Raw genomic sequence first — 25,030 nt, 5'->3', positions numbered from 1 at the left:
GAGAGCAGCCGGGCGGAAGGTCGCCCGGCAATATCGAATCGCAAAAGGAGTTGTAGTGATGAAAGATAAATTAATTCACTCTCTAGAAACAGTAGGCCTGACACCCATGGTGCCATTTGTCCGTTTAGCCAGTGGAGAAAACCCCAAACAACAAATCAGTGACATTTTCGAACGTATCGGTCTTCCGTTACTGGCTATTGCCGTGTTTTTGTTATTGTGGAGCATTTCTGCTGCTAAAGTGCAAACCAGCTTAGGCACCTTGCCCGGACCCGCTCAAGTTTGGCAGCAATACCAAGGCTTAGTGGCGGAGCATCATGAGGAGCGCGAAAAAGAAAAAGCATTTTATGTGCGTCAGGACGAGCGTAATGCCAAGAAGTTAGCCAAAAACCCAGATGCCACCATAAAGATTCGTCCTTATACCGGCAAAGAAACCTTTTTTGATCAAATATTGACTAGCTTGTACACCGTGTTTACCGGTTTCATATTAGCGAGTGTTATCGCTATCCCTATTGGCGTTGCCTGTGGTTTAAACAAAAAGCTATATGGTGCGGTCAGCCCCATTATTCAAATTCTCAAACCCGTGTCGCCACTGGCTTGGCTACCCATCGTTACCATGGTGGTGAGTGCCGTGTATGTAAGCAATGATCCTGCATTCTCAAAATCCTTCGTTACATCAGCGGTAACCGTAACCCTATGTTCTTTATGGCCAACTCTGATTAACACTGCTACTGGCGTCGCGTCAATCGACAAAGACTGGATTAATGTAGGAAAAGTGATCCAGCTTCATTGGAGTAAGCAAGTGTTCAAAATTGCCATTCCTGCCTCATTGCCGATGATCTTCACCGGTTTACGTATCTCTCTTGGTATTGGTTGGATGGTATTGATTGCTGCTGAAATGCTGGCGCAAAACCCAGGCCTTGGAAAGTTTGTTTGGGACGAATTTCAAAATGGTAGTTCTAACTCCTTAGGCCGGATTATGGCGGCTGTAGTGGTTATTGGTCTTATCGGTTATGTCTTAGATTGGGCAATGTTAAGCCTACAAAAACTGATTTCACATTCAACACCAGAAAGCGCGCGCTAAGCAAAGTTAAAGGAAATACCTATGTCACAATATCTAGAAATTGATCACGTTAGCATCGACTTCCCGACCAAAAATGGGCCATTTAGAGCGCTAAATGGTGTTGATATGAAAATTGATAAGGGCGAATTTATCTCTCTCATCGGCCACTCTGGTTGCGGTAAGTCTACCGTGCTAAATATTGTGGCGGGCTTATATAATGCCACCGAAGGAGGTGTGATATTAGAAGGTAAAGAAGTGACTCGGCCTGGCCCTGACAGGGCGGTAGTGTTTCAAAACCACTCTTTATTGCCTTGGTTGACCGCTTATCAAAATGTTGAGCTCGCGGTTAAAGAAGTGTTTAAGGGGCAAAAATCTAAACTCGAAATGAAAGAGTGGATCGAACACAATTTAGAATTAGTACATATGACTCACGCCATGCATAAACGACCCGATGAAATTTCTGGTGGTATGAAGCAGCGGGTCGGCATTGCTCGTGCCTTAGCGATGCAGCCTAAAGTGTTATTGATGGATGAACCGTTTGGCGCTTTAGATGCCTTAACCCGTGCTCATTTGCAAGATTCTTTGATGGAGATCCAGCAAGAACTTAATAATACCGTGATTATGATTACCCACGATGTAGATGAAGCGGTGCTATTGTCTGATCGAATCGTCATGATGACCAATGGGCCTGAAGCAACAATTGGTGAGATCCTAACAGTAGAGTTAGATAGACCTAGAAATCGTGTAGCACTAGCTGATGACGCTGAATACAACCATTATCGCGCACAAGTATTGAAGTTTCTTTATGAGCGTCAGCGTAATCCTGCTCAGGCCAGTGAAAAGGCAAAGCCTAAACTGGTTAAATCTGAAAAGGCCGCTTAAACAACAGTACGCAAGCCAGCGCTTAGTTTATCTTGGTTCAATTCAGTACTTTGCTAAAACACTACGCCCTTATACGAGGGCGTTTTTTTGCTTAAGGGTCAGGGAATTGTAGCGGTTGATTTGAGGTAATGTGAATATCATGTGCGGTAAAGCGGCTTGCAATGGACAGGAGTAAAGCGCTTTGCTCTCAGTTAGAAAATGCTCATAAATGACTGATTTTTAGTTGTTTTCATTGTGGTGCCGGGGCATTTTGTCGCTCTAGCAAGAACAAAGCGGGGCCTAGCGTCGCGGCGCAATAACCATGCTCAATAGCTTGCAATATTTATCAAAGCTTTATTCGTGAATTACAGCAGTCTCGTTTTATCTTTTTTGCTTTGTTATAGTCCGTTGCATATTGCAGTTGTACGAACCGTAAACGAAAGGATAAAAGGATGTCGCAAGTAAGAGTCGCTATTGTTGGATGTAACGGTCGAATGGGTAAAAACTTACTAGAAGCTGTAAATAACAGTGCTTCAACGGTATTAGGTGCAGCGACTGAACGCCCTGGTTCCAGCTTAATTGGCGTTGATGTCGGCGAGTTAGCAGGTTTGGGGACGCTTAACATAGCGATCATTGATGACCTTAAACAAGCCAAAGACGATATCGATGTTATTATCGACTTTACTGCCCCAACGGTAACCCTTTCTCATGTTGCTTGGGCAAAAGCCAATGGCAAAAAAATGGTGATCGGTACTACAGGTTTCAGTGACGAGCAAAAACAACAGTTAAAAGAGGCTGCTGACGATATTGCTATTATGTTTGCGCCAAATATGAGCGTGGGCGTTAACCTCGTATTCAAATTATTGGAAGTGGCTGCCAAGGTGATGGGCGATTATACCGATATTGAAATTATTGAAGGCCACCATCGCCATAAAGTAGATGCGCCATCTGGCACCGCTTTGAGGATGGGTGAAGTGATCGCTGATACCTTGGGAAGAGACCTAAAGAAAGTTGCTGTTTACGGACGTGAAGGCATCACTGGTGAACGAGACAGAGATACCATTGGCTTTGCGACTATTCGTGCGGGTGATCTCGTGGGCGAGCATACAGCAATGTTTGCCGATATTGGTGAACGTGTTGAGATTACCCATAAAGCATCAAGTCGCATGACTTTTGCTAATGGCGCAGTAAGAGCAGCAGTTTGGTTGCAAGATAAGCAAAATGGTTTGTTTGATATGCGTGATGTGTTAGATCTTAATGACTAAATAGGGCCCTATTCCCGTTCATTTTTTAAACACCGTATTGCGGTGTTTTTTTTACATCTAAATTTAGTCTTAGTGTTTTATTCGGCTGATGCTCTTGAAAGCGTTATCATGAGTTTTCTTGAAACCGTTTTCAAGGATTTTGTTCTTTGAGCCGTCTCACAAAGGCTGTAAAAAACACCGCTCTGCAACATTCTGTTAGCCAAAATTACGCTGCCGTCACAGTCCTTTTTGCCACTAAAACCTACCTTATGTGCATCTCGCCCGTCGGAGGCGAGAGCTAAAAATTCAAAACATAAAAAACAATAATTGCTGAATATCGGTTCGGCAATAGGAAAGGAAAGGCTGACATGGATATAAAAATTAGTAAGTTAGCAAGGCTTACAATGCCAATTCTAGCAACTGCATTGCTAGGTGCGTGTAGTGATAATGACACGACTCCAGGCGGTGGCGGTGGAGGCGTCATTGATGGTTTGTACACCGCGGGTGAAAATGAAGTTGTTGTTTATTACAAACGCGATGAAGCCCATGAGCGTGTAGACGAATCTGCTTATGAAGGTTGGGGTTTACACCTTTGGAATGGCGAAGGTTGTACTAGTACTGATTTAGAAGCTATGGGTATTGCTGATGGGGGAACCGATTGGGGTTCACCAAGAGCTGCGACTGGTATCAGTGAAACCTACGGTGCTTACTATGTATTGACCGTTGACCCAGACGCATCAGATCCGCATGAGTGTATGAACTTCATTTTACACAACGGTGATGATAAAGCATTTGGCAGCGCTAACTCTAAGTTTGAGCTGACCAAGCTACAAGAAGATAAAGGTCTATTCGGTTTCCATGGCAGCAGCGAATTATTCTACGCGCCAGTAGCAGAGCGCCCCGTAGCCATTGATGGCGCCAAAGCCCATTGGGTTGATGCTGACACTATCGCATGGGAATCAGCCGGTGATGCAGCTTCTTTAGAGCTTCGTTACGATTTGGAAAATGGCATTGCCATGGACCCTGATACTAAAGAAGTGACTGGCGGTACCGCAATTGCGTTAACAGCTGGCGATTTGTCTGATGATGCTAAAGCACGCTTCCCGCATTTAGCTGGTTTGTCAGCGGCCAAAATAGCTGTAGATGATGCAGTACTTAAAACCATTGCAAAAAGCCAAATTGTTGTAGTCGCGATGGACGCCGAAGGTAAAGCTACTTCAGCGACTCAAGTGCAAAAGCCTGGCATGATTGACGAAGTTTTCGTTAAGGGTGATGGCGGTGCATTAGCTGAAGAGCTTGGTGCGATTGTTTCAGGTGATGAGGTTAGCTTTAAGGTGTGGGCGCCAACCGCGCAAAGCGTTAAGTTATACTTATACAACGAAGAAGACATGAGTTCAGCGGGTGAAGCTGTTGTTATGGAAGAAGCGGCCAATGGTGTGTGGGCCGTAGAGCAGGCTGGGGCTGTTGGCAAATACTACCGTTACGAAGTGACCGTATACCACCCAACCACTGGAAACATTGAAACCCGTATGGTTACCGACCCATACTCTCTAGCCTTATCAACTAACTCAATGTATTCATTAGTGGTTGACCTAGATGCAGATGAAATTAAACCCGCAGGTTGGGATGATTACGAGCATCCAGAAATTGAAGCCGATGTAGACCACGTCTTATACGAATCACATTTGCGTGACTTTAGTGTGAGCGATACTCAAGGTACTGCAGCACTAAACGGTAAATACTTAGCGCTTACTGAAGAAGAACGTGAGTCGGTGACTCATCTTCAGGCGCTGAAAGATGCTGGCTTAACCACACTTCACATTCTCCCTGCTTTTGATATCGCGACAGTAGACGAAGAAGGTGCAATCGACATCGATGCGCCGCTAGCTGATTTGTGTACAAAAATTGATAAAACCGATGATTACTGTGCCGATGCCTCTGGCACGATTGAAGCGAAGCTAGCTAGTTTTGAGCCTAGCACTGGTGATGCGCAGTCGTTGATGAATGACCTACGCGGTCTTGATAGCTTTAACTGGGGTTACGACCCTTACCATTACACTGTGCCAGAAGGCAGTTACGCTACCGACGCTGAAGGTACTACTCGAATTCTAGAGTTCCGCCAAATGGTGAAGGCGACTCATGATATGGGTCTAAAAATTGTTATGGATGTCGTGTACAACCATACCAATGCTTCAGGTGTAAACGATAAGTCTGTGTTAGACAAAATTGTCCCTGGATATTATCACCGTCGTGATGCCAACACCGGTGGCGTAGAAACATCAACATGTTGTGATAATACCGCTACTGAAAACCTTATGATGGGTAAGCTAATGACTGACTCATTAGTTACTTGGGCTAAGGAATATAATGTTGACGGCTTCCGTTTCGATTTGATGGGTCACCAACCAAAAGACTTAATGGTTGATTCTTTAGCAGCGGTTCGTGCAGTAGATGAAGATACCTTGTTTTACGGCGAAGGCTGGGATTTTGGTGAAGTAGCCAACAATGCCCGCTTCGAGCAAGCGACTCAATGGAATATGGCTGGTACCGAAATTGGTACGTTCTCTGACCGTCTACGTGACGCGGTTCGTGGTGGTAGCCCGTTTGATAGTGGCGAAGGCATTCGTAAAACTCAAGGTTTTGGTAATGCTGATACCTTAAATGAGTTAAACACTGACGCTGACAACTACCGTACAGAAGCGCTTCATAACCAAGACTTAATTCGTGTGGGTATGGCAGGTAACTTACAGAAATTCGTAATTTTGGATTCTGCAGGAAATACCAAGCGTGGTCAGGATGTTAACTATAATGGAGCTAAAGCTGGTTATACCTTGAATCCATCAGAAAACATTTCTTATGTATCTAAGCACGATAACCAAACTTTATGGGACAATAACGCCTATAAAGCAGCTACCGGTACAACAGCTGCTGACCGCTCGCGTATGCAAACTGTTAGCTTGTCTACTGTTATGCTTGGCCAAGGTATTCCGTTTATTCACATGGGTTCTGAACTACTTCGTTCTAAATCAATGCAACGCGATAGCTACGACTCTGGTGATTGGTTTAACCGTGTAAGGTTTGATGGTTCTGATAATAACTGGAATGTTGGCTTACCTCGTGAAGACAAAGATGGTGGTAACTGGGATCTAATCAAAACCATTATTGCTGATGAAACTGCAGAGCCTGCAGAAGCAGATATAGAGTTAGCCAAACAGCAATTTTTAGAGCTACTGACTATCCGTTCAAGCAGTGACTTGTTCCGCTTAACCACAGCCGCAGAGGTTCAAGCGCGTGTTGACTTCCGCAATGTGGGTGCAGAGCAAGTACAAGGCCTAATTGTTATGTCTATCGACAACGGCACGGGTGCTGGGGCTGATTTAGACGAAAACAATGATGCTATTGTAGTTGTATTAAACGCAACTGATGAAGAGCAAGCCTTTGAAGTTGCAGGCGCAACAGGTTTTGACTTGCACGAAGTTCAACAAGATTCTGCAGACTCAGTGGTACAGGGTGCAAGCTTTGCTGATGCAACCTTTACTGTTCCTGCTCGTACTACTGCAGTATTTGTTCAGCCAAGAGATGGTGAACGTGGTACAGGTCTTCCAGTTGATACTTCAAATAAAGACGTAAGTGCAATTCCACCGCTTGGTGATACTCAAATATTCATCCGTGGTGTAAATACTTGGAATCCAGAAGATGAATTGGTGTTTACTAAAGATGGTAAATATGAGTTCACCACGACTTTAGAAGCTGGAGATTATGGCTTCAAAGTTGCAGATGCTGATTGGGGTGATGTTAACTACGGAGCAACAGAAGGTGCGCTAGAGCTAGGTACAGCTAAAACGCTTGAGTACAATGGCGGAGATTTAAGCTTTTCTATTGATGCTAAATCGGTGGTCACATTTGTTACTGATTTCTCAACGGTTGATGCGCCAACTTTGGTTGTTACAGCAGCTGCAGTGGCTAGTTGTGAATTGTTAGAAGACAGCGCAGACGCAGGGCCTTTGGCTACTCAATTAGCGGTTCGCGGTAGTCACTCCGGTTGGGGTTGGGATGAAATGTACGCACTATCATACAAGGGTGACAATACCTATCAGGTATCGCTTGCGGCAGGTGCATACGAGTTCAAACTGGCTTCTGATGCAGATAACTGGGATCCTCAAATGATTGCCTATTCAGATGGTGCTCGTGTAGAGAATCTTGTACTGAACGTTGACTACCAAGCTTGGGCTCGTGTAGGTGACAGTGCCATTGGTGACCCAGGTAATAACAAAATAACTTTAGCTGGTGATACCATCTTAACGTTGACCGTAAATGGCGAGTTAACGGATAACGTTGACAACGGTAGTATTTCAATGTGTGAACTAGAAAACTAATGCTATAGTTGCTTAGTAGTAAAAAGCCAAGGCACACTGCCTTGGCTTTTTTATTTAGATGCAGTGATTGCTGATAGGCTTTACAATTAACGTAAAATGCTAATGCTAAGCAATTATCCAAAACATTATATTTTGAGCCTTATCTTCAAATAAAACCTTTAACAGTCTATTTCTGCAAGTTTGTATAAATATCGATAGACCTTTGCCAATATCTCTTCTATAATCCGCGGAATTTGCCAAATTTTTATTATATTGGGCTAAAGTTTACCCTTTAGTTCCATTTTGTTGTGTCGACAGTTCTTTGTTAGGAGGTTGCCTTGAGCAAATCAGCGCTGCTGGTATTAGAAGACGGTACCGTGTTCCGTGGAACCGCAATCGGAGCTAATGGTTCTGCCGTTGGAGAAGTAGTTTTTAATACTTCAATGACCGGATACCAAGAAATTTTAACTGACCCCTCATATGCTCGCCAAATAGTCACCCTCACTTATCCTCATATTGGAAACTATGGAACTACCCCGGAAGACGAAGAGTCTTCTAGCATACATGCCTGTGGTTTAGTGATTCGTGATTTACCTTTGTTAGCCAGTAATTTTCGCAGCCAACAAAGTTTGAGTGAGTATCTTGAGTCTCGCAATGTGGTTGGCATAGCGGATATTGATACCCGCAAGTTAACCCGTATTTTGCGTGAAAAAGGGGCTCAGGCTGGCTGTATTGTAGCCGGAGATGATTTAGACGAAGCGCAAGCTTTGGCGCAAGCTAAAGGTTTCCCGGGATTAAAAGGGATGGATTTGGCCAAAGAAGTGACAACGGCTAAAACCTATTCATGGGCGCAAGGTAGCTGGGACTTAGTGAATGGCTTACCTGCAGACAGTGAAGACAGTAAGTTTCATGTGGTTGCTTATGATTTTGGCGTTAAACGTAATATTTTGCGGATGTTGGTTGACCGCGGTTGTAAGTTGACTGTGGTTCCGGCACAAACTTCAGCTGAAGAAGTATTGGCGTTAAATCCAGATGGTATTTTCTTATCGAACGGTCCTGGGGACCCAGAGCCATGTGATTACGCCATTGCTGCGGTTAAAACCTTCCTAGAAACTGATATTCCGGTATTTGGTATCTGTTTAGGCCACCAAATTCTTGCGTTGGCCAGCGGTGCTAAAACAGTGAAAATGAAGTTTGGTCATCATGGCGGTAACCACCCAGTAAAAGACATCGAGCATAACCGAGTCATGATTACTGCGCAAAACCATGGTTTCGCCGTAGACGAAAAAACCTTGCCTGATACGCTAACAATGACCCACTTCTCTTTGTTTGATCAAAGTTTACAGGGTATCCATCGTAACGATAAGCCAGCATTTAGCTTCCAAGGTCACCCAGAAGCAAGCCCCGGCCCACACGATGCAGCGCCATTGTTTGACCATTTCATTGAATTAATTGAGCAGCGCCTTAACGGCCAAGCGTAGGTAGAGAGCAACAGAACTTATGCCAAAACGTAATGATATAAAAAGCATCCTAATATTGGGCGCAGGCCCAATTGTTATCGGCCAAGCTTGTGAGTTTGACTATTCTGGCGCTCAGGCTTGTAAAGCCTTGCGTGAAGAAGGTTACCGAGTAATTTTGGTTAACTCTAACCCAGCAACTATTATGACAGACCCAGAAATGGCCGATGCCACATACATCGAGCCGATTCATTGGGAAGTGGTAGAGCGAATCATAGAAAAAGAGCGCCCAGATGCGGTGTTACCTACCATGGGTGGCCAAACTGCATTGAACTGTGCGCTAGAGCTAGAAAGTAAAGGTGTACTAGAGAAATACAATGTCGAAATGATTGGCGCTACTGCAGATGCGATCGATAAAGCAGAAGACCGCAGCCGTTTTGACAAAGCGATGAAGAGCATAGGTTTGGCTTGTCCGAACGCGGGTATCGCTCATTCAATGGAAGAAGCTTACGGTGTTTTAGAGCAAGTAGGCTTTCCTTGTATTATTCGCCCTTCTTTTACAATGGGTGGCACCGGTGGTGGTATCGCGTATAACAAAGAAGAGTTTGACGAAATCTGTACTCGAGGCTTAGACCTTTCTCCAACCAGTGAGCTATTAATTGATGAAAGCTTAATCGGTTGGAAAGAGTATGAGATGGAAGTGGTTCGTGATAAAAACGACAACTGTATCATTGTATGTGCCATTGAAAACTTTGACCCAATGGGTGTACACACTGGTGACTCGATCACGGTAGCCCCAGCACAAACCCTTTCTGACAAAGAATACCAATTGATGCGTAATGCCTCGTTAGCGGTTTTGCGTGAAATTGGTGTAGAAACGGGGGGCTCGAACGTACAGTTTGGTATTTGCCCAAATACTGGTCGTATGGTGATTATTGAGATGAACCCGCGTGTATCGCGTTCATCAGCTCTGGCTTCTAAAGCAACAGGTTTCCCAATTGCTAAAATAGCCGCTAAGCTAGCCGTCGGTTTTACGCTTGATGAACTACAAAATGATATTACCGGTGGCCAAACACCTGCATCGTTTGAGCCGTCAATCGATTATGTAGTGACTAAAATACCACGCTTTAACTTTGAGAAATTTGCTGGTGCCAACGACCGTTTAACGACTCAAATGAAGTCGGTGGGTGAGGTGATGGCGATTGGTCGTAACCAACAGGAATCACTACAAAAAGCCTTACGTGGCTTAGAAGTGGGTGTTGATGGTTTTGATCCGATTGTTGACTTAAATGCACCTGATGCGATGGAAACTATTCGACACGAGCTACAAAACGTAGGCTGTGACCGTATTTGGTACATTGCAGACGCATTCCGTGCGGGCATGAGTGTAGAAGATATCTTTGGCCTAACTAACATCGACCGTTGGTTCTTGGTACAAATTGAAGACATCATCTTGTTAGAACAGCAAGTTGCTAAAGCGGGGGTTGCTAGCTTAGACGAAGCAACAATGCGCAAACTTAAGCGTAAAGGCTTTGCTGATGCGCGTTTGGCAAAACTCACCGGTGTCTCTGAAAAAGAGCTTCGTAAATTACGTCATCGTTTAGAAGTACTGCCGGTTTACAAGCGTGTTGATACTTGTGCTGCCGAGTTTGCTACCGATACCGCTTACATGTACTCAAGCTACGATGAAGAATGTGAAGCAAAACCGACTGATAACAAAAAAATCATGATATTAGGCGGTGGTCCAAATAGGATTGGCCAAGGTATTGAGTTTGATTACTGTTGTGTACACGCCGCGCTGGCTATGCGTGACGATGGTTACGAAACCATTATGGTTAACTGTAACCCCGAGACAGTATCTACCGATTACGATACCTCAGATCGCCTATATTTTGAGCCCGTTACCTTAGAAGATGTGTTAGAAATTGTACGCATTGAGCAACCAACTGGCGTGATTGTTCAGTACGGTGGACAAACACCGCTTAAACTAGCTCGTGAACTTGAAGCTGCTGGCGTGCCTATTATTGGTACCTCTCCCGATGCTATTGATCGCGCAGAAGACCGTGAGCGCTTCCAGTTAGCGGTAGATCGTTTAAAGCTTAAACAGCCTGAAAATGACACGGTAACCACCACTGAAGAAGCGGTTATATCAGCGCAGCGCATTGGTTACCCTTTAGTGGTTCGCCCATCTTATGTACTGGGTGGCCGAGCTATGGAAATCGTCTACGATGAAATAGATTTGCGTCGCTACTTTAAAGAAGCGGTAAGTGTATCTAATGATTCGCCTGTGTTACTTGATAGCTTCTTAAATGATGCTGTTGAAATCGACATTGATGCCATCTGTGACGGTAAAGATGTGGTGATTGGCGGTATCATGGAGCACATTGAGCAAGCGGGTGTTCACTCAGGTGATTCAGCTTGTTCATTACCTGCTTATACTTTGAGCCCGCAGATTCAAGACCGTATGCGTGAACAAGTTCGGGCCCTAGCCCTAGAGCTTGGCGTTATTGGTCTAATGAATACCCAGTTCGCTGTTAAAGACGATGAGATTTATTTAATCGAAGTTAACCCGCGCGCTGCGCGTACCGTTCCGTTTGTGTCTAAGGCTACAGGCGTTCCGATTGCAAAAGTAGCTGCGAGGGTAATGGCCGGTGTATCTTTAGCCGAGCAAGGCATTACTAAAGAGGTTATTCCACCATTTTATTCAGTGAAAGAAGTCGTATTGCCGTTTAACAAATTCCAAGGTGTTGACCCTATATTAGGCCCAGAAATGCGGTCTACTGGCGAAGCAATGGGAGTGGGTGACACTTTTGCTGAAGCTTACGCTAAAGCTGAGCTAGGTATTGGTAACGATGGCCCTAAGAGTGGTCGGGTATTGCTGTCGGTACGTAACTCAGATAAGAAACGTGTTGCAGAGCTAGCCGCTAAACTGTTAGAGCTGGGATATGAACTGGATGCAACGCACGGTACTGCTGTAGCCTTGGGCGAAGCGGGAATTAACCCTCGCTTAGTGAACAAGGTACATGAAGGTCGCCCGCATATTCTTGATCGCTTGAAAAACGGCGAATATAGCTACGTAATCAACACAACCGAGGGGCGTCAATCTATTGAAGACTCTCGTCAACTACGTCGCGCTGCGTTAGCGCAGAAAGTGAACTACACTACCACCTTAAACGGAGCATTTGCCACTTGTCAGGCACATACTGCGGATGACCGTGGTACTGTGACTTCTCTTCAAGAATTGCACAAACGCATCGTTTAATCGGCGACTAATGTTATTTGTAAAGCGGTGAAGATCTTCACCGCAGCGTAAAATAGCGTTACACTGCAGTTATTAGTACAAGTAAATTTGGCTGTCATCGACAGCCAAATTTTTTTCTGTTTTTCTAGTTTGATTGAGTTAGTAGATATGAAACCTGTTCCTATGACAGTGCGCGGCGAAACGCAATTACGCGAAGAGTTAGAGCATTTGAAAACGGTCGTTAGACCTAGAATTATTGAAGATATTGCGGTAGCACGCGAGCATGGTGACCTTAAAGAAAATGCCGAGTACCACGCGGCACGTGAACAGCAAGGTTTTTGTGAAGGTCGCATTCAAGATATTGAAGGCAAGCTAAGCAATGTTCAAGTTATTGATGTAACCAAAATCACCAATGCGGGTAAGATAATTTTTGGCTCCACAGTCACCCTATTAAATATAAATACCGACCAAGAAGTTACGTATGGCATTGTGGGTGATGACGAAGCTGACATCAAACAAAATCGTATCTCGGTCAACTCGCCGATTGCGCGTGGATTGATTGGAAAGCAAGTAGAAGACGAAGTTACGGTGATCACACCCGGTGGTGAGGTTGAGTACGAAGTCATCAAAGTCGAATACATTTAGCTAGACTTAAATTTGAAAACGCAGCTATAAGCTGCGTTTTTTATTGGAGGTACATTTTGTTATCAATAGATTATTCCAAATATGACGCGTTCATTTTTGATATGGATGGCACCTTGGTCGATTCGATGCCTGCCCACCTAGCTGCTTGGGAACAAGCCTTATTGAAACAACAATTGCCCGTGCATATAGGCTTCGTTGCAGAACGGGGTGGCATGCCGACTTTGAAAATAGCCGAGCAGTATCAACAACAATTTGGAGTAGATATCGACGGACCGCGACTACTAAAGGACAAGCGTGCCGGTTTTGATGCCTTGTGGCAGAAGGTGGATCGTATCGATGCTAGTTGCCAACTGCTCAGCAAATTTGCTTCATCGAAAAAATTTGGTCTTGGTACGGGGGCTGAACGAATCAATATGCAGCGGATAATGACTAACCTCAATTTAGCCGGCTATTTTCAAGTAATGGTTTGCGCTGAAGATGTTAAAGCCCACAAGCCAGAACCAGACACTTTTCTCAGCGTCGCTAAGGGCTTAGCAGTACCTCCTGAGCGTTGCTTAGTGTTCGAAGATACACCCTTTGGCTTAAAGGCTGCCCATAATGCTGGTATGGACTGTGTCATGGTTAACAACATGCAGCTCGCTGAGTTCTTAGCGGTAAATTGATAGTGGCAGGGATAGAGGAGGAACTGGACAAGCACAAGCGTAAACAGCGCAGGTATGCTTTTGGCTTATTTTAGATATTCAGATGATAAATTGTACCTAGTGTAGGGATTTGTTATAGTACAAAAGTTCGCCATGGATTGGTTGTTAATTAACTGATTCAGGTGAGTATATGTCAATTCAAATTTCTTCCAGTTCTGCTTATAGTTATCCTCAGCCCAGTGTCGCAGCCTCTAGTACTGCTAGTAACTCTATCGTTAAACCTGGTTACGGTGACATCGTCGATAAGATTTCTGATGAATACGCTCAATTAAGCCCAGAAGAGCAACGTAATGCGCGTTTGTATGTTGGAGAAGAGGTAAGTGACTACCAACAAAAACAACAGGCTGAAATCGACGCTAAGCGAAACGTTGCTGTAGGCATGTCTTCCGTTAATCATCAACAAAACTTGTTAGATATCTATTACACCAGTTCTACGGGTAATAGCACTAAAGAAAACAATACGGTGCAGGTAAGCTACAAGGCCTTAGAAAGTATTAATGGTAATTTAGAGCAGCAAAAGCAGGTTAATCAGCAGTTAGCTATCGCGGAATTCTATGCAAAGTATGGTGGCAGCGAAGGCCCACAGCCAGAACCTTATCAAACAGTATCTTTAGCGATATAGAATTTAATACAGATATAAAAAAAGCGGCTCAAGCCGCTTTCTTTATTTTTTAGGTAGTTCTATTTTCTTTTCTTCGCTTGGGCGATACATAATCAAAATGTGGCCTATCACCTGAACTTTTACGGCTTCTGTTTTGCTTACGATGGTATCGGCAATCAGTTGCTTCATTTCTCTGTCGTCAGTGGCGATCTTCACCTTGATTAACTCATGGTGAGCCAAGGCGATTTCTATTTCAGCTAAAATGCCTTCGGTCAATCCATTAGACCCAAGCATCACAACTGGCTTAAGGTTATGAGCCAAGGATTTAAGGTGCTGTTTTTGTTTGTTAGTCAGTTGCATGAAACTTTCTACTTACTCGGGGTTGAAAAAGCCATATTCTAGCGCCATCTAAGAATTAATACTATTTTATAATCACTATCCTGTGTGGTTTCGTAACTATAGTGGAAACTATTTGTGACCAATAAAAAACATACGGCCAGCTCTAAACGTTGGTTAACAGAACATTTTGATGATCATTATGTTCAAAAAGCGCAAAAGCTTGGGCTGCGTTCGCGCGCAGTATTTAAAATCGAAGAAATTCAAAATAAAGATAAACTGCTTAAACCAGGCATGACAGTCATTGATTTAGGGGCTGCGCCCGGTGGATGGTCGCAATACTGTGTTGAGCAACTGGGCGTAGATGGGCATGTCATTGCCTGTGATATTTTGCCTATGGACCCGATTGCTGGCGTAGATTTCCTGTGTGGAGATTTTCGTGAAGAAGATGTTCTAAATGCTTTGCTAGCAAGGTTGGACGATAAAAAAGTTGATGTTGTGTTGTCTGACATGGCACCCAACATGAGTGGAAATAATAATGTTGACCAATCTAAAGCAATGTATTTAGTCGAGCTGGCATTAGATATGTGCCGTGAAGTGCTAGCTCCCAAAGGGAGTTTTGTGGTTAAAGTGTTCCAAGGAGAAGGGTTTGATCAATACCTACAAAACGTACGTTCTATGTTCACCAGCGTGAAAACGCGTAAGCCAGATTCTTCTAGGGCGCGCTCTAGAGAAGTCTATATAGTAGCTAGCGGCTTTAAACTATAGTACGCTAGTTAATAATTCTTATTAAATTATAACCGATGAGGTTCACGTCTTGAGTGACATGGCAAAAAATCTGATTCTATGGCTAGTAATAGCAGTGGTTTTGATGTCTGTATTCCAAAGCTTCAGCCCTGATTCAGGCAGTGGTCGGCAAATGGATTATTCCACCTTTGTTAAGGAAGTGAATCAAGAGCAGATCCGTGAAGTAGTGATAAGTGGGCAAGATATTGGAGTAACCAAACGTACTGGTGAAAAATATAACACTATCATTCCGCTTCATGATAAAGACCTAATTAACGATCTTATTAACCATAACGTAACTGTTTTGGGTAAAGAACCAGAAGAGCAAGGCTTACTGACCTCTATCTTCATTTCGTGGTTCCCAATGTTACTGCTAATTGGTGTGTGGATTTTCTTCATGCGTCAAATGCAAGGTGGTGGCGGTAAGGGCGCAATGTCATTTGGTAAAAGTAAAGCGCGCCTGATGAGCGAAGACCAAATTAAGACAAGCTTTGCAGATGTCGCGGGTTGTGACGAGGCCAAAGAAGAAGTGGCCGAGTTAGTCGACTACTTGCGTGACCCAACTAAGTTTCAAAAGCTTGGCGGCAAGATACCTACAGGTATTTTGATGGTTGGTCCTCCTGGTACAGGTAAAACCTTATTGGCTAAAGCCATTGCTGGCGAAGCTAAAGTGCCGTTCTTTACCATTTCAGGTTCAGATTTCGTAGAAATGTTTGTCGGTGTTGGTGCATCACGTGTACGTGACATGTTTGAACAGGCCAAAAAATCAGCGCCTTGTATTATTTTCATTGATGAAATTGATGCGGTTGGCCGCCAGCGTGGTGCAGGTCTGGGTGGTGGACACGATGAACGTGAACAAACACTTAACCAAATGTTGGTTGAAATGGACGGTTTTGAAGGTAACGAAGGTATTATTGTTATCGCCGCGACTAACCGCCCAGATGTATTAGACCCTGCGTTATTACGCCCAGGTCGATTTGACCGTCAAGTCACCGTTGGCTTACCTGACATTCGTGGCCGAGAGCAGATCCTGAAAGTGCATATGCGTAAAGTGCCTCTTGGTGATGGTGTTGATGCTAGCGTGATTGCTCGTGGTACACCTGGCTTTTCTGGGGCAGATCTGGCGAACCTTGTAAATGAAGCTGCTTTGTTTGCCGCACGTGGTAGTAAGCGTGTCGTAGCCATGGAAGAATTTGAAAAAGCTAAAGACAAAATCATGATGGGCGCAGAGCGCAAGTCTATGGTGATGACTGAAAGCGAGAAAGAGATGACCGCTTACCATGAAGCCGGACACGCTATTGTTGGCCGTTTAGTGCCAGAGCATGACCCTGTTTACAAGGTGAGTATCATCCCTCGTGGTCGCGCACTGGGTGTGACCATGTATTTGCCTGAGCAAGATCGAGTCAGTCATAGTAAGCAGCATCTCGAAAGCATGATTTCAAGCTTATATGGTGGCCGCTTAGCTGAGCGCATTATTTATGGTGATGAGAAAGTCTCAACGGGTGCCAGTAACGATATTGAACGTGCCACTGAAATTGCGCGTAAAATGGTGACTCAGTGGGGCTTGTCAGAGTCTATGGGGCCTTTGCTGTACGCTGACGAAGAAGGTGAAGTATTCTTAGGGCGAAGTGCGGCAAAAACTAAGCACATGTCAGATGATACCGCCAAAGCGATTGATGCTGAAATTAGATCAGTGATTGATCGTAACTATAAGCGTGCTGAATCGTTGCTGGAAGAGAACCTTGATATTTTGCATTCAATGAAAGATACATTGATGAAATACGAGACTATCGACGCCAAACAAATTGATGATTTAATGGAGCGTAAAACGCCTCGTCCTCCAGCTGATTGGGATGACACTGACAGTGATGTTACTCCTCCTAGCTCAGGTGAGAAGGAAGCGGATAGTACTGACTCTGTTGATGAAACTAAAGTTGTAGGCGAAGATCCCGCTCAGTAATTGTTAGATTGTTTATCAGCCCTGTAACTTGCGTTACAGGGCTTTTTTGTAAGTAAATGAATATGACTGTTTCTTTTAATATTGGCCCGCACCAGTTTCAGCGCCCGGTGATTATGGGCATTCTTAATGTTACTCCCGATTCTTTTTCTGATGGGGGGAAGTTTGTTGTTCACGATAAGGCCCTACAACATGCTGAGGCAATGCTTGAGCAAGGAGCTGATATAATCGATATTGGTGGCGAATCTACGCGACCTGGTGCCCCTGAGGTATCTTTGGAAGACGAATTGGCGCGGACTGTTGATTTGATATCGGCAATTAAACAGCGCTTTTCTTGCTTAGTGTCTATTGATACCAGCAAAGCGGAAGTGATGCGTCAAGCGGTGCAAAGTGGGGCTGATATTATCAATGATGTATGTGCATTAACCAAGCCGAATGCACTAGAAGTGGCAGCCCAGCTTGCGGTCCCTGTCTGTTTAATGCATATGCAAGGGCAACCCAGAACGATGCAAAATAATCCTCTTTATGGCGATGTTGTCAGTGAGGTTATCGATTTTTTAAAATCGCGAGTTGAGAGCTGCGTAGCAGCAGGCGTTAAGCGTTCCAATATAATAGTTGACCCTGGCTTTGGCTTTGGTAAAACGTTACAGCACAACTATCAGCTGTTGGCCCGCTTAGCGGAATGCCATCAGTTACAACTACCAATACTAGCGGGTATGTCGCGCAAGAGTATGTTTGGTAAGTTATTAAATCGCCCTGCCAGTGATTTATTGGCGGCTAATGTAGCCGGCGTAATGATAGCAGCAGAGCAAGGGGCGCAAATTTTTCGAGTTCATGACGTGCAAGCAACTGCAGACGCGTTAAATGTTTTTTCTATGGTACAGACGAGTAAGTAATGACGAGACGATATTTTGGCACGGATGGTGTGCGCGGTAAGGTGGGTGAATACCCCATTACTCCTGAGTTTGCATTAAAATTGGGATGGGCGGCAGGTAAAGTATTGTCGAGCAAAGGCACGCGAAAAGTCTTGATTGGTAAAGATACCCGCATTTCCGGCTACATGTTGGAATCAGCATTAGAAGCCGGCTTATCAGCCGCTGGTGTACAGGCCAGTTTTGTTGGTCCGATGCCGACTCCTGCAGTAGCCTATCTTACACGCACCTTTAGGGCTGAGGCGGGCATCGTTATTAGTGCCTCACACAACCCTTATTACGATAACGGTATCAAGTTCTTTTCAGCAGGCGGCACCAAGCTACCTGATGAACTCGAGTTAGCGATTGAAGCGGAACTCGATAACCCGATGACATGTGTAGAGTCTGCAGCATTGGGTAAAGCACGTCGTATTGAAGATGCGGCAGGGCGTTACATTGAGTTTTGTAAAAGTACATTCCCTAATAAATTTAGTTTAGCTGGCTTGAAAATTGTGGTCGACTGCGCCCATGGTGCGACTTACCATATCGCGCCCAAAGTGTTTAGTGAGCTAGGCGCAGAGGTAATCGCCATTGGCAATAAGCCAGATGGTTTAAACATCAATGAAAAGTGTGGCGCAACCGATACTCGAATGCTCGCAGAGCAAGTGTTAGCGCATCAAGCGGATCTAGGTATTGCCTTAGACGGTGATGGCGACCGAGTCATGATGATTGATCAACATGGTGTTCAGGTTGATGGCGATGAAATACTTTATATTTTGGCTAGAGATGCTCAATTAAGTCAGCACCTTAGTGGTGGAGTCGTTGGCACATTAATGAGTAACTTAGCGTTAGAACAAGCCTTTACAGAAATGGATATCCCCTTCGTTCGTGCCAATGTGGGTGACCGTTATGTTATGGAGTTATTGTCAGCCAAAGGGTGGACTTATGGTGGCGAAAACTCAGGACATATCATTTGTTTAGGACATACCACTACCGGAGATGGTATTGTAGCGGCATTGCAGGTCTTAGCTGCTATGTTGGCGCAAAAGCAAACGCTTCGCGGTTTACTTAGTGATTTGACCCTTTACCCGCAGTTATTGGTTAATGTTCGCTTTAAAGGCGACTCAGATCCGCTTAATAGTGCCTTGGTTAAGCAGGCTCAAGAAAAAGCTGAAAAAATGTTAGCCGACGCTGGTAGGGTATTATTGCGCAAATCAGGCACCGAGCCATTATTAAGAGTCATGGTGGAGGGGGCTGATTCAGCTTTGGTTGAACAATGCGCCAATGATATTGCAGAAGCTGTTCGCCTTGCTTGCGATTAATGTGAACAATATTTAAACGGTTGAACACAGAGTAAAAGTTTTTTGAAGTTGGCGCTTGTATTAGTGACAGAGGTTCGCTAATATCTCGCCCGCTTTGGTGACTTGTGTTTCACTAATTGACGGTCGGAATTTAGACCGACCCACACTTAGGTGAAAGAGAATGTACGAAATTTTATTAGTAGTTTATTTAGTAGTGGCGCTGACTTTAATTGGCTTAGTGTTAATTCAGCAAGGCAAAGGTGCCGATATGGGTGCATCTTTTGGCTCTGGGGCGTCAAATACCGTATTTGGTTCTTCTGGTTCAGGTAACTTCCTAACCCGAGCAACCGCAATTTGCGCAACGTTGTTTATTCTTATCAGCTTAGTATTGGGTAACCTTTCAGCCCAGCAAACTAAACAAGTTGATGAGTGGGGTGATTTGTCTCAGCCAATCGCTGAGCAAGTAGCTCCAGTAGGTGATGTACCAGCTTCACCTGCTACACCTGGTAGCGACGTTCCAAACTAGTTTACCTGCCGAGGTGGTGGAATTGGTAGACACGCTACCTTGAGGGGGTAGTGTCCTATGGACGTGCGGGTTCAAGTCCCGCTCTCGGCACCAATAGTTATTTTTGCATAGTGTCTTAGTGGTTGTTATAATCACTGGCATTCGGACGCGGGATGGAGCAGTCTGGTAGCTCGTCGGGCTCATAACCCGAAGGTCGTCGGTTCAAATCCGGCTCCCGCAACCAACTATCAAATACTTAGGTAGTGATAGTGTAAAAGGCTCAGAAATTTTAAAGCCCCGCTTCATCGGGGCTTTTTGTTATTTTCGCGCCGCACCTTAGGTGCTAGAACTGGGCTATTACGCCCTTTTTTTGTTTCTGGAGGGGAACCTTGGCAACTGTAGAACAACGACTAACTGACATGCTTACTCCCGCGGTAGAAGCGCTGGGATTTGAATTGTTGGGTATTGAATACGTCAGTGCTGGCAAGCACTCCATCGTGCGTCTTTTTATTGATCATGAAGATGGCATTAATGTGGATAACTGCGCGGATGTAAGCCGTCAGGCTAGCGCCATTATGGATGTTGAAGATCCAATTAGCACAGAATACAACCTAGAGGTTTCATCTCCTGGTTTAGAACGTCCTCTGTTTAAAGCAGAGCATTATCAACGTTTTATTGGTGATATTGCTTTTATGCAATTACGTATGCCAGTGAATAATCGTCGAAAATGGCAGGGCGAAATCATTGCTGTAGAAGACGATACTGTCGTGCTTGCAGTTGAAAAAGAACAACACCGGATAGCGCTAGGTAACGTACAAAAAGCGCATCTAGTTCCCCAGTTTGATTAAAGAGGGTCAGGAATGAACAAAGAAGTCTTGTTGGTTGTTGACGCGGTATCTAACGAAAAAGCATTACCGCGCGAAAAGATTTTTGAAGCTATGGAAGTAGCCTTAGCCACCGCAACCAAGAAAAAATATGAAGGTGATATTGAAGTTCGTGTTGATATCGATAGAAAAGACGGAAGTTTTGAAACTTTTCGTCGCTGGATGGTTGTTGAAAACCAAGAAGCTATCGAAAACCCTTACCGAGAAATCACTTTAGAAGCGGCCCAATACGAAGAACCAGATAAAGAACTGGGTGATTACGTAGAAGAGCAAATCGAGTCAGTCGTATTTGACCGAATTACTACTCAAACAGCTAAACAAGTTATCGTACAGAAAGTACGAGAAGCAGAGCGCGCTCAAGTTGTAGAACAGTATTTCGATCAAGTAAACGAGTTGGTAACGGGCGTTGTTAAAAAAGTTAGCCGTGAAAATATCATCGTTGATTTAGGTAATAACGCTGAAGCAGTGATTCACCGTGAAGAATCGCTTCCTCGTGAAGCCTTCCGACCGGGCGACCGTGTACGAGGTTTATTATATGAAGTTAAACCTGAAGCACGTGGCGCTCAATTATTCATGAGTCGTACTCGCCCTGAAATGTTGATCGAATTGTTCCGCATTGAAGTGCCAGAAATCGCAGAAGAAATGATTGATCTAAAAGCTGCGGCTCGTGATCCAGGTTCTCGTGCAAAAATTGCTGTTAAGAGTAACGACCGTCGCATCGATCCAGTGGGTGCATGTGTTGGTATGCGTGGTGCGCGTGTGCAAGCCGTATCTGGTGAATTAGATAACGAGCGTGTAGACATTGTATTATGGGATGATAATCCAGCTCAGTTCGCGATTAACGCTATGGCTCCAGCTGAAGTTGCTTCAATTATTGTTGATGAAGATAGCCATTCTATGGACATCGCAGTAGAGCAAGACAACTTGGCGCAAGCTATTGGTCGTAATGGTCAAAATGTTCGTCTAGCTTCTCAACTTACCGGTTGGGAACTTAACGTCATGACCGTTGATGAAGCGAACAATAAGCACCAAGCTGAAGCGCAAAAAGCGGTTGATACCTTTGTTCAGTATTTAGATATTGATGAAGAGTTTTCTATTGTGTTAGCTGAAGAAGGCTTTACCACACTAGAAGAAATTGCTTACGTACCAGTAGCCGAGTTATTGGCGATTGAAGGCTTAGATGAAGACACCGTTAACCAATTACGTGAACGTGCTAAAGCAGCATTAGTAACCGAAGCCTTAGCTAAAGAAGAATCTTTAGAGAACGCTGAGCCAAGTGAAGAGTTATTAGCGCTTGAAGGTATGGAACGTCATTTAGCATTTGTACTTGCTAGTAAAGGTATCATTTCTTTAGAAGACCTTGCCGAGCAAGGCATTGATGAATTAGAAGATATCGAAGAATTGTCGGAAGAAAAAGCCGGCGAACTAATTATGGCCGCCAGGCAGATTTGCTGGTTTGGCGACGAAGAATAGGTCGACGGAGGACTATAGCCCGATGACAGAAGTTTCAATTAAACAACTCGCGACAGACGTGGGAACAAACGAAGATAAATTAATTCAGCAATTTTCAGATGCTGGTATTACTAAATCTTTAACTGACACTGTAACTCAAGAAGAAAAAGCTAAACTTCTCGAGCACTTGAAGTCACAGCATGGCGATGAAACCTCGCCAAGCCGTATGACTTTAAAGCGCACCACAAAAAGCACTCTGAATGTAGCTGGTACTGGTGGTAAAGCTCGTGCTGTACAAGTTGAAGTACGCAAAAAACGTACCTACGTTAAACGTAGTGCTGTAGAAGAGCAAGCAAAGCAAGAAGCAGAAGAAAAAGCTCGCATCGAAGCAGAAGAAGCAACCCGCGTTCAAGCTGAAGCAGCGGCTAAAACAGCGGCTGAAGAAAAAGCCAAGCGTGATGCTGAAGAAAAGATCAAGCGTGAAGAAAAAGCTGCCGCTGCTGCTGCTGCCGCTAAAGCTAAAGAAGCTGAGAAACGTGTCGCTGATGCTGAAAAATCTCCAGAGCAACTTGCTGCTGAGAAAGAAGCGGCTGATATAGCACGTAAGCAAGAAGAGACAGCCATCGCTAAAGCCGAGGCTGAGGCTGAGAAGAAAGCTGAAGAAGCCAAGAAACTAGCGGTAGAAAATGCTGCTCGCTGGGCTGAAGAAGAAAAACTTCGTAAGAAACGTGAAGAGTCAGCTGATTATCACGTAACAACTTCTACCTATGCGCGTGCCGCAGAAGATGAGCAAGAACAAAAAGCCGAAGCACCACGCCGCAAAAAGCGTAAGCCTAAGCAGAATGATTCTAATAATTCTCGTCGTGGTGGTCGTAAAAACAATAAACCTCAGGTGGCTACACCCACTGCTATGCAGCATGGTTTTAACAAACCCGCTCAACCTGTAGAGCGTGAAGTTCGCATTAGCGAAACGATCTCTGTAGGCGAATTGGCTAGCAAGATGGCGGTTAAAGCCACTGAAGTTATTAAAGCGATGATGAAGATGGGCGCTATGGCGACCATTAACCAAGTGATTGATCAAGAAACTGCCACCTTGGTAGCAGAAGAACTTGGTCATAAAGTGGTTCTTGTTAAAGAAAACGCGCTTGAAGAGCAAGTGATGCAAGAAGCTGAGTCAACCGGTGAGAAAACCAACCGTGCGCCAGTGGTAACTATTATGGGTCACGTTGACCATGGTAAAACCTCATTACTTGATTATATTCGTCGAGCAAAAGTGGCAGACGGCGAAGCGGGTGGTATTACCCAGCATATTGGTGCTTACCATGTAGAGACCAACGGTAACATGGTTACCTTCCTGGATACTCCTGGACACGCAGCATTTACTTCAATGCGTGCCCGTGGCGCTAAAGCTACCGATATCGTCGTGTTGGTTGTCGCTGCAGATGATGGTGTAATGCCACAAACTGTAGAAGCAGTTCAGCATGCTCGTGCAGCAGGTGTTCCACTGGTTGTTGCAGTGAACAAGATGGACAAAGAAGGCGCAGATCCAGATCGCGTTAAGAATGAACTATCACAACATGAAGTTATCCCTGAAGACTGGGGTGGTGACGTACAGTTTGTTCACGTGTCAGCTAAAAGCGGTGAAGGCATCGATGACTTGTTAGAAGCCATCGTATTGCAGTCAGACGTATTAGAGCTAACAGCAAGCCATATTGGCGCTGCTTCGGGTGTGGTGATTGAATCTCGTTTAGACAAAGGCCGCGGCCCAATTGCTTCTATCTTGGTTCAACATGGCCAGCTTGAAAAAGGTGATATCATTCTTTGTGGTCTAGAGTACGGTCGTATTCGTGCTATGAAAGATGAAAATGGTAAAGATATTGATTCTGCGGGTCCATCTATTCCTGTAGAAATTTTAGGTCTTTCTGGTGTGCCGCAAGCGGGTGACGAAGCTACTGTTGTTCGTGACGAGAAGAAAGCCCGTGAAGTTGCTTTGTATCGTCAAGGTAAGTTCCGTGATGTTAAACTCGCTCGTCAGCAAAAATCTAAACTTGAAAACATGTTTGCCAACATGGAAGAAGGTGAAGTTCAGGAGCTAAACATTGTACTGAAATCTGATGTACAAGGTTCTCTTGAAGCGATTGCTGATTCATTAACTAAACTGTCTACTGATGAAGTTAAAGTTAATATCATTGGTCGCGGAGTAGGTGGTATCACTGAGACTGATGCAACCTTAGCTGCTGCTTCTAACGCTATCGTGTTAGGCTTTAACGTACGTGCAGACGCAACGGCGCGTCGCATTATTGAGTCGGAAAGCGTAGATCTTCACTACTACAGTGTTATTTATGACTTAATCGATGAAGTTAAGAGTGCGATGACAGGGCTACTAGCACCTGAATTCAAACAGCAAATTATGGGCTTGGCTGAAGTACGTGACGTATTTAAGTCACCTAAACTTGGCGCTATTGCTGGTTGTATGGTACTTGAAGGTCAGGTTAAACGTTCTAATCCTATTCGTGTATTACGTGACAATATCGTAATTTACGAAGGTGAACTTGAATCACTACGTCGCTTTAAAGATGATGTAAACGAAGTTCGCAACGGTATGGAATGTGGTATCGGCGTGAAGAACTATAATGATGTTCGTGCTGGTGACCAAATCGAAGTATTTGAGATTGTAGAAGTTAAACGTACACTATAAGTGTAAGGTTTTACTACATCTCTAAGATGGGGGCT

The 25,030-nt window shown here is 44.5% G+C and carries 18 protein-coding genes and 2 tRNA genes; 19 read left to right on the top strand and 1 reads right to left on the bottom strand.

Annotated features, from left to right (window positions below; all coding sequences use genetic code 11):
* The first annotated feature begins 58 nt into the window (after positions 1 to 58).
* From ACVFI8_RS04225 to ACVFI8_RS04185, 9 genes are all read left to right on the top strand, one after another.
* Entirely contained in the window at positions 59 to 1,081 is a 1,023-nt protein-coding gene (locus ACVFI8_RS04225; protein WP_457873096.1) for an ABC transporter permease, read from the top strand.
* A gap of 21 nt (positions 1,082 to 1,102) precedes the next feature.
* Positions 1,103 to 1,942, top strand: coding sequence for an ABC transporter ATP-binding protein (locus ACVFI8_RS04220; RefSeq protein WP_457873095.1), 840 nt, complete (start codon positions 1,103 to 1,105; stop codon positions 1,940 to 1,942).
* Positions 1,943 to 2,373: 431 nt separating this feature from the next.
* Positions 2,374 to 3,186: a 4-hydroxy-tetrahydrodipicolinate reductase gene (dapB, locus tag ACVFI8_RS04215; protein WP_457873094.1), complete on the top strand. Its 813-nt coding sequence runs from the start codon at positions 2,374 to 2,376 to the stop codon at positions 3,184 to 3,186.
* 347 nt (positions 3,187 to 3,533) lie between these two features.
* The gene (pulA, locus tag ACVFI8_RS04210; RefSeq protein ID WP_248714696.1) at positions 3,534 to 7,541 is read left to right on the top strand and encodes a pullulanase-type alpha-1,6-glucosidase; all 4,008 of its coding nucleotides are present in this window, start codon (positions 3,534 to 3,536) and stop codon (positions 7,539 to 7,541) included.
* 317 nt (positions 7,542 to 7,858) lie between these two features.
* Positions 7,859 to 9,001 carry a glutamine-hydrolyzing carbamoyl-phosphate synthase small subunit gene (carA, locus tag ACVFI8_RS04205; protein ID WP_248714697.1) on the top strand — a complete coding sequence of 381 codons (1,143 nt, stop codon included), beginning with the start codon at positions 7,859 to 7,861 and terminating at the stop codon, positions 8,999 to 9,001.
* Positions 9,002 to 9,020: 19 nt separating this feature from the next.
* Positions 9,021 to 12,239 carry a carbamoyl-phosphate synthase large subunit gene (gene carB, locus ACVFI8_RS04200; RefSeq protein ID WP_248714698.1) on the top strand — a complete coding sequence of 1,073 codons (3,219 nt, stop codon included), beginning with the start codon at positions 9,021 to 9,023 and terminating at the stop codon, positions 12,237 to 12,239.
* A 147-nt stretch (positions 12,240 to 12,386) separates the two neighbouring features.
* On the top strand, positions 12,387 to 12,863 hold the full coding sequence (gene greA, locus ACVFI8_RS04195) for a transcription elongation factor GreA (RefSeq protein WP_248714699.1): 477 nt from the start codon (positions 12,387 to 12,389) through the stop codon (positions 12,861 to 12,863).
* Positions 12,864 to 12,919: 56 nt separating this feature from the next.
* Complete coding sequence (locus ACVFI8_RS04190) at positions 12,920 to 13,525, top strand: HAD family hydrolase (RefSeq protein ID WP_457873093.1); 606 nt, start codon at positions 12,920 to 12,922, stop codon at positions 13,523 to 13,525.
* Positions 13,526 to 13,694: 169 nt separating this feature from the next.
* Complete coding sequence (locus tag ACVFI8_RS04185) at positions 13,695 to 14,186, top strand: hypothetical protein (RefSeq protein WP_457873092.1); 492 nt, start codon at positions 13,695 to 13,697, stop codon at positions 14,184 to 14,186.
* A 42-nt stretch (positions 14,187 to 14,228) separates the two neighbouring features.
* Here ACVFI8_RS04185 and yhbY read toward each other — a convergent pair whose 3' ends face one another.
* Positions 14,229 to 14,525, bottom strand: a complete 297-nt coding sequence (yhbY, locus tag ACVFI8_RS04180) for a ribosome assembly RNA-binding protein YhbY (RefSeq protein ID WP_248714702.1) — start codon at positions 14,523 to 14,525, stop codon at positions 14,229 to 14,231.
* A 114-nt stretch (positions 14,526 to 14,639) separates the two neighbouring features.
* On the opposite strand from yhbY, the gene rlmE reads away from it, so the two are divergent.
* The 10 genes from rlmE (at position 14,640) to infB (ending at position 24,995) form a co-directional block, all read left to right on the top strand.
* Complete coding sequence (gene rlmE / locus ACVFI8_RS04175) at positions 14,640 to 15,269, top strand: 23S rRNA (uridine(2552)-2'-O)-methyltransferase RlmE (RefSeq protein ID WP_248714703.1); 630 nt, start codon at positions 14,640 to 14,642, stop codon at positions 15,267 to 15,269.
* Between the two features lie 49 nt (positions 15,270 to 15,318).
* Positions 15,319 to 17,247, top strand: coding sequence for an ATP-dependent zinc metalloprotease FtsH (gene ftsH, locus ACVFI8_RS04170; RefSeq protein WP_248714704.1), 1,929 nt, complete (start codon positions 15,319 to 15,321; stop codon positions 17,245 to 17,247).
* A gap of 62 nt (positions 17,248 to 17,309) precedes the next feature.
* The gene (folP, locus tag ACVFI8_RS04165) at positions 17,310 to 18,140 is read left to right on the top strand and encodes a dihydropteroate synthase (protein ID WP_457873091.1); all 831 of its coding nucleotides are present in this window, start codon (positions 17,310 to 17,312) and stop codon (positions 18,138 to 18,140) included.
* A complete protein-coding gene (gene glmM, locus ACVFI8_RS04160; RefSeq protein WP_248714706.1) occupies positions 18,140 to 19,477 on the top strand; it encodes a phosphoglucosamine mutase in 1,338 nt (445 codons plus the stop codon). Before folP ends, glmM begins: the two co-directional genes overlap by 1 nt.
* Positions 19,478 to 19,637: 160 nt before the next feature.
* The gene (gene secG, locus ACVFI8_RS04155; protein WP_248714707.1) at positions 19,638 to 19,982 is read left to right on the top strand and encodes a preprotein translocase subunit SecG; all 345 of its coding nucleotides are present in this window, start codon (positions 19,638 to 19,640) and stop codon (positions 19,980 to 19,982) included.
* 7 nt (positions 19,983 to 19,989) lie between these two features.
* Positions 19,990 to 20,075: transfer RNA gene (locus ACVFI8_RS04150), tRNA-Leu, on the top strand.
* A gap of 53 nt (positions 20,076 to 20,128) precedes the next feature.
* Positions 20,129 to 20,205: transfer RNA gene (locus tag ACVFI8_RS04145), tRNA-Met, on the top strand.
* 145 nt (positions 20,206 to 20,350) lie between these two features.
* Positions 20,351 to 20,809: a ribosome maturation factor RimP gene (gene rimP / locus ACVFI8_RS04140; RefSeq protein ID WP_248714708.1), complete on the top strand. Its 459-nt coding sequence runs from the start codon at positions 20,351 to 20,353 to the stop codon at positions 20,807 to 20,809.
* A 12-nt stretch (positions 20,810 to 20,821) separates the two neighbouring features.
* Positions 20,822 to 22,318: a transcription termination factor NusA gene (nusA, locus tag ACVFI8_RS04135; RefSeq protein WP_248714709.1), complete on the top strand. Its 1,497-nt coding sequence runs from the start codon at positions 20,822 to 20,824 to the stop codon at positions 22,316 to 22,318.
* Between the two features lie 22 nt (positions 22,319 to 22,340).
* On the top strand, positions 22,341 to 24,995 hold the full coding sequence (gene infB, locus ACVFI8_RS04130; RefSeq protein ID WP_248714710.1) for a translation initiation factor IF-2: 2,655 nt from the start codon (positions 22,341 to 22,343) through the stop codon (positions 24,993 to 24,995).
* Positions 24,996 to 25,030 lie beyond the last annotated feature (35 nt).

Source organism: Agarivorans sp. MS3-6, assembly GCF_054112545.1.
This window is presented reverse-complemented; position numbering and strand designations above follow the sequence as displayed.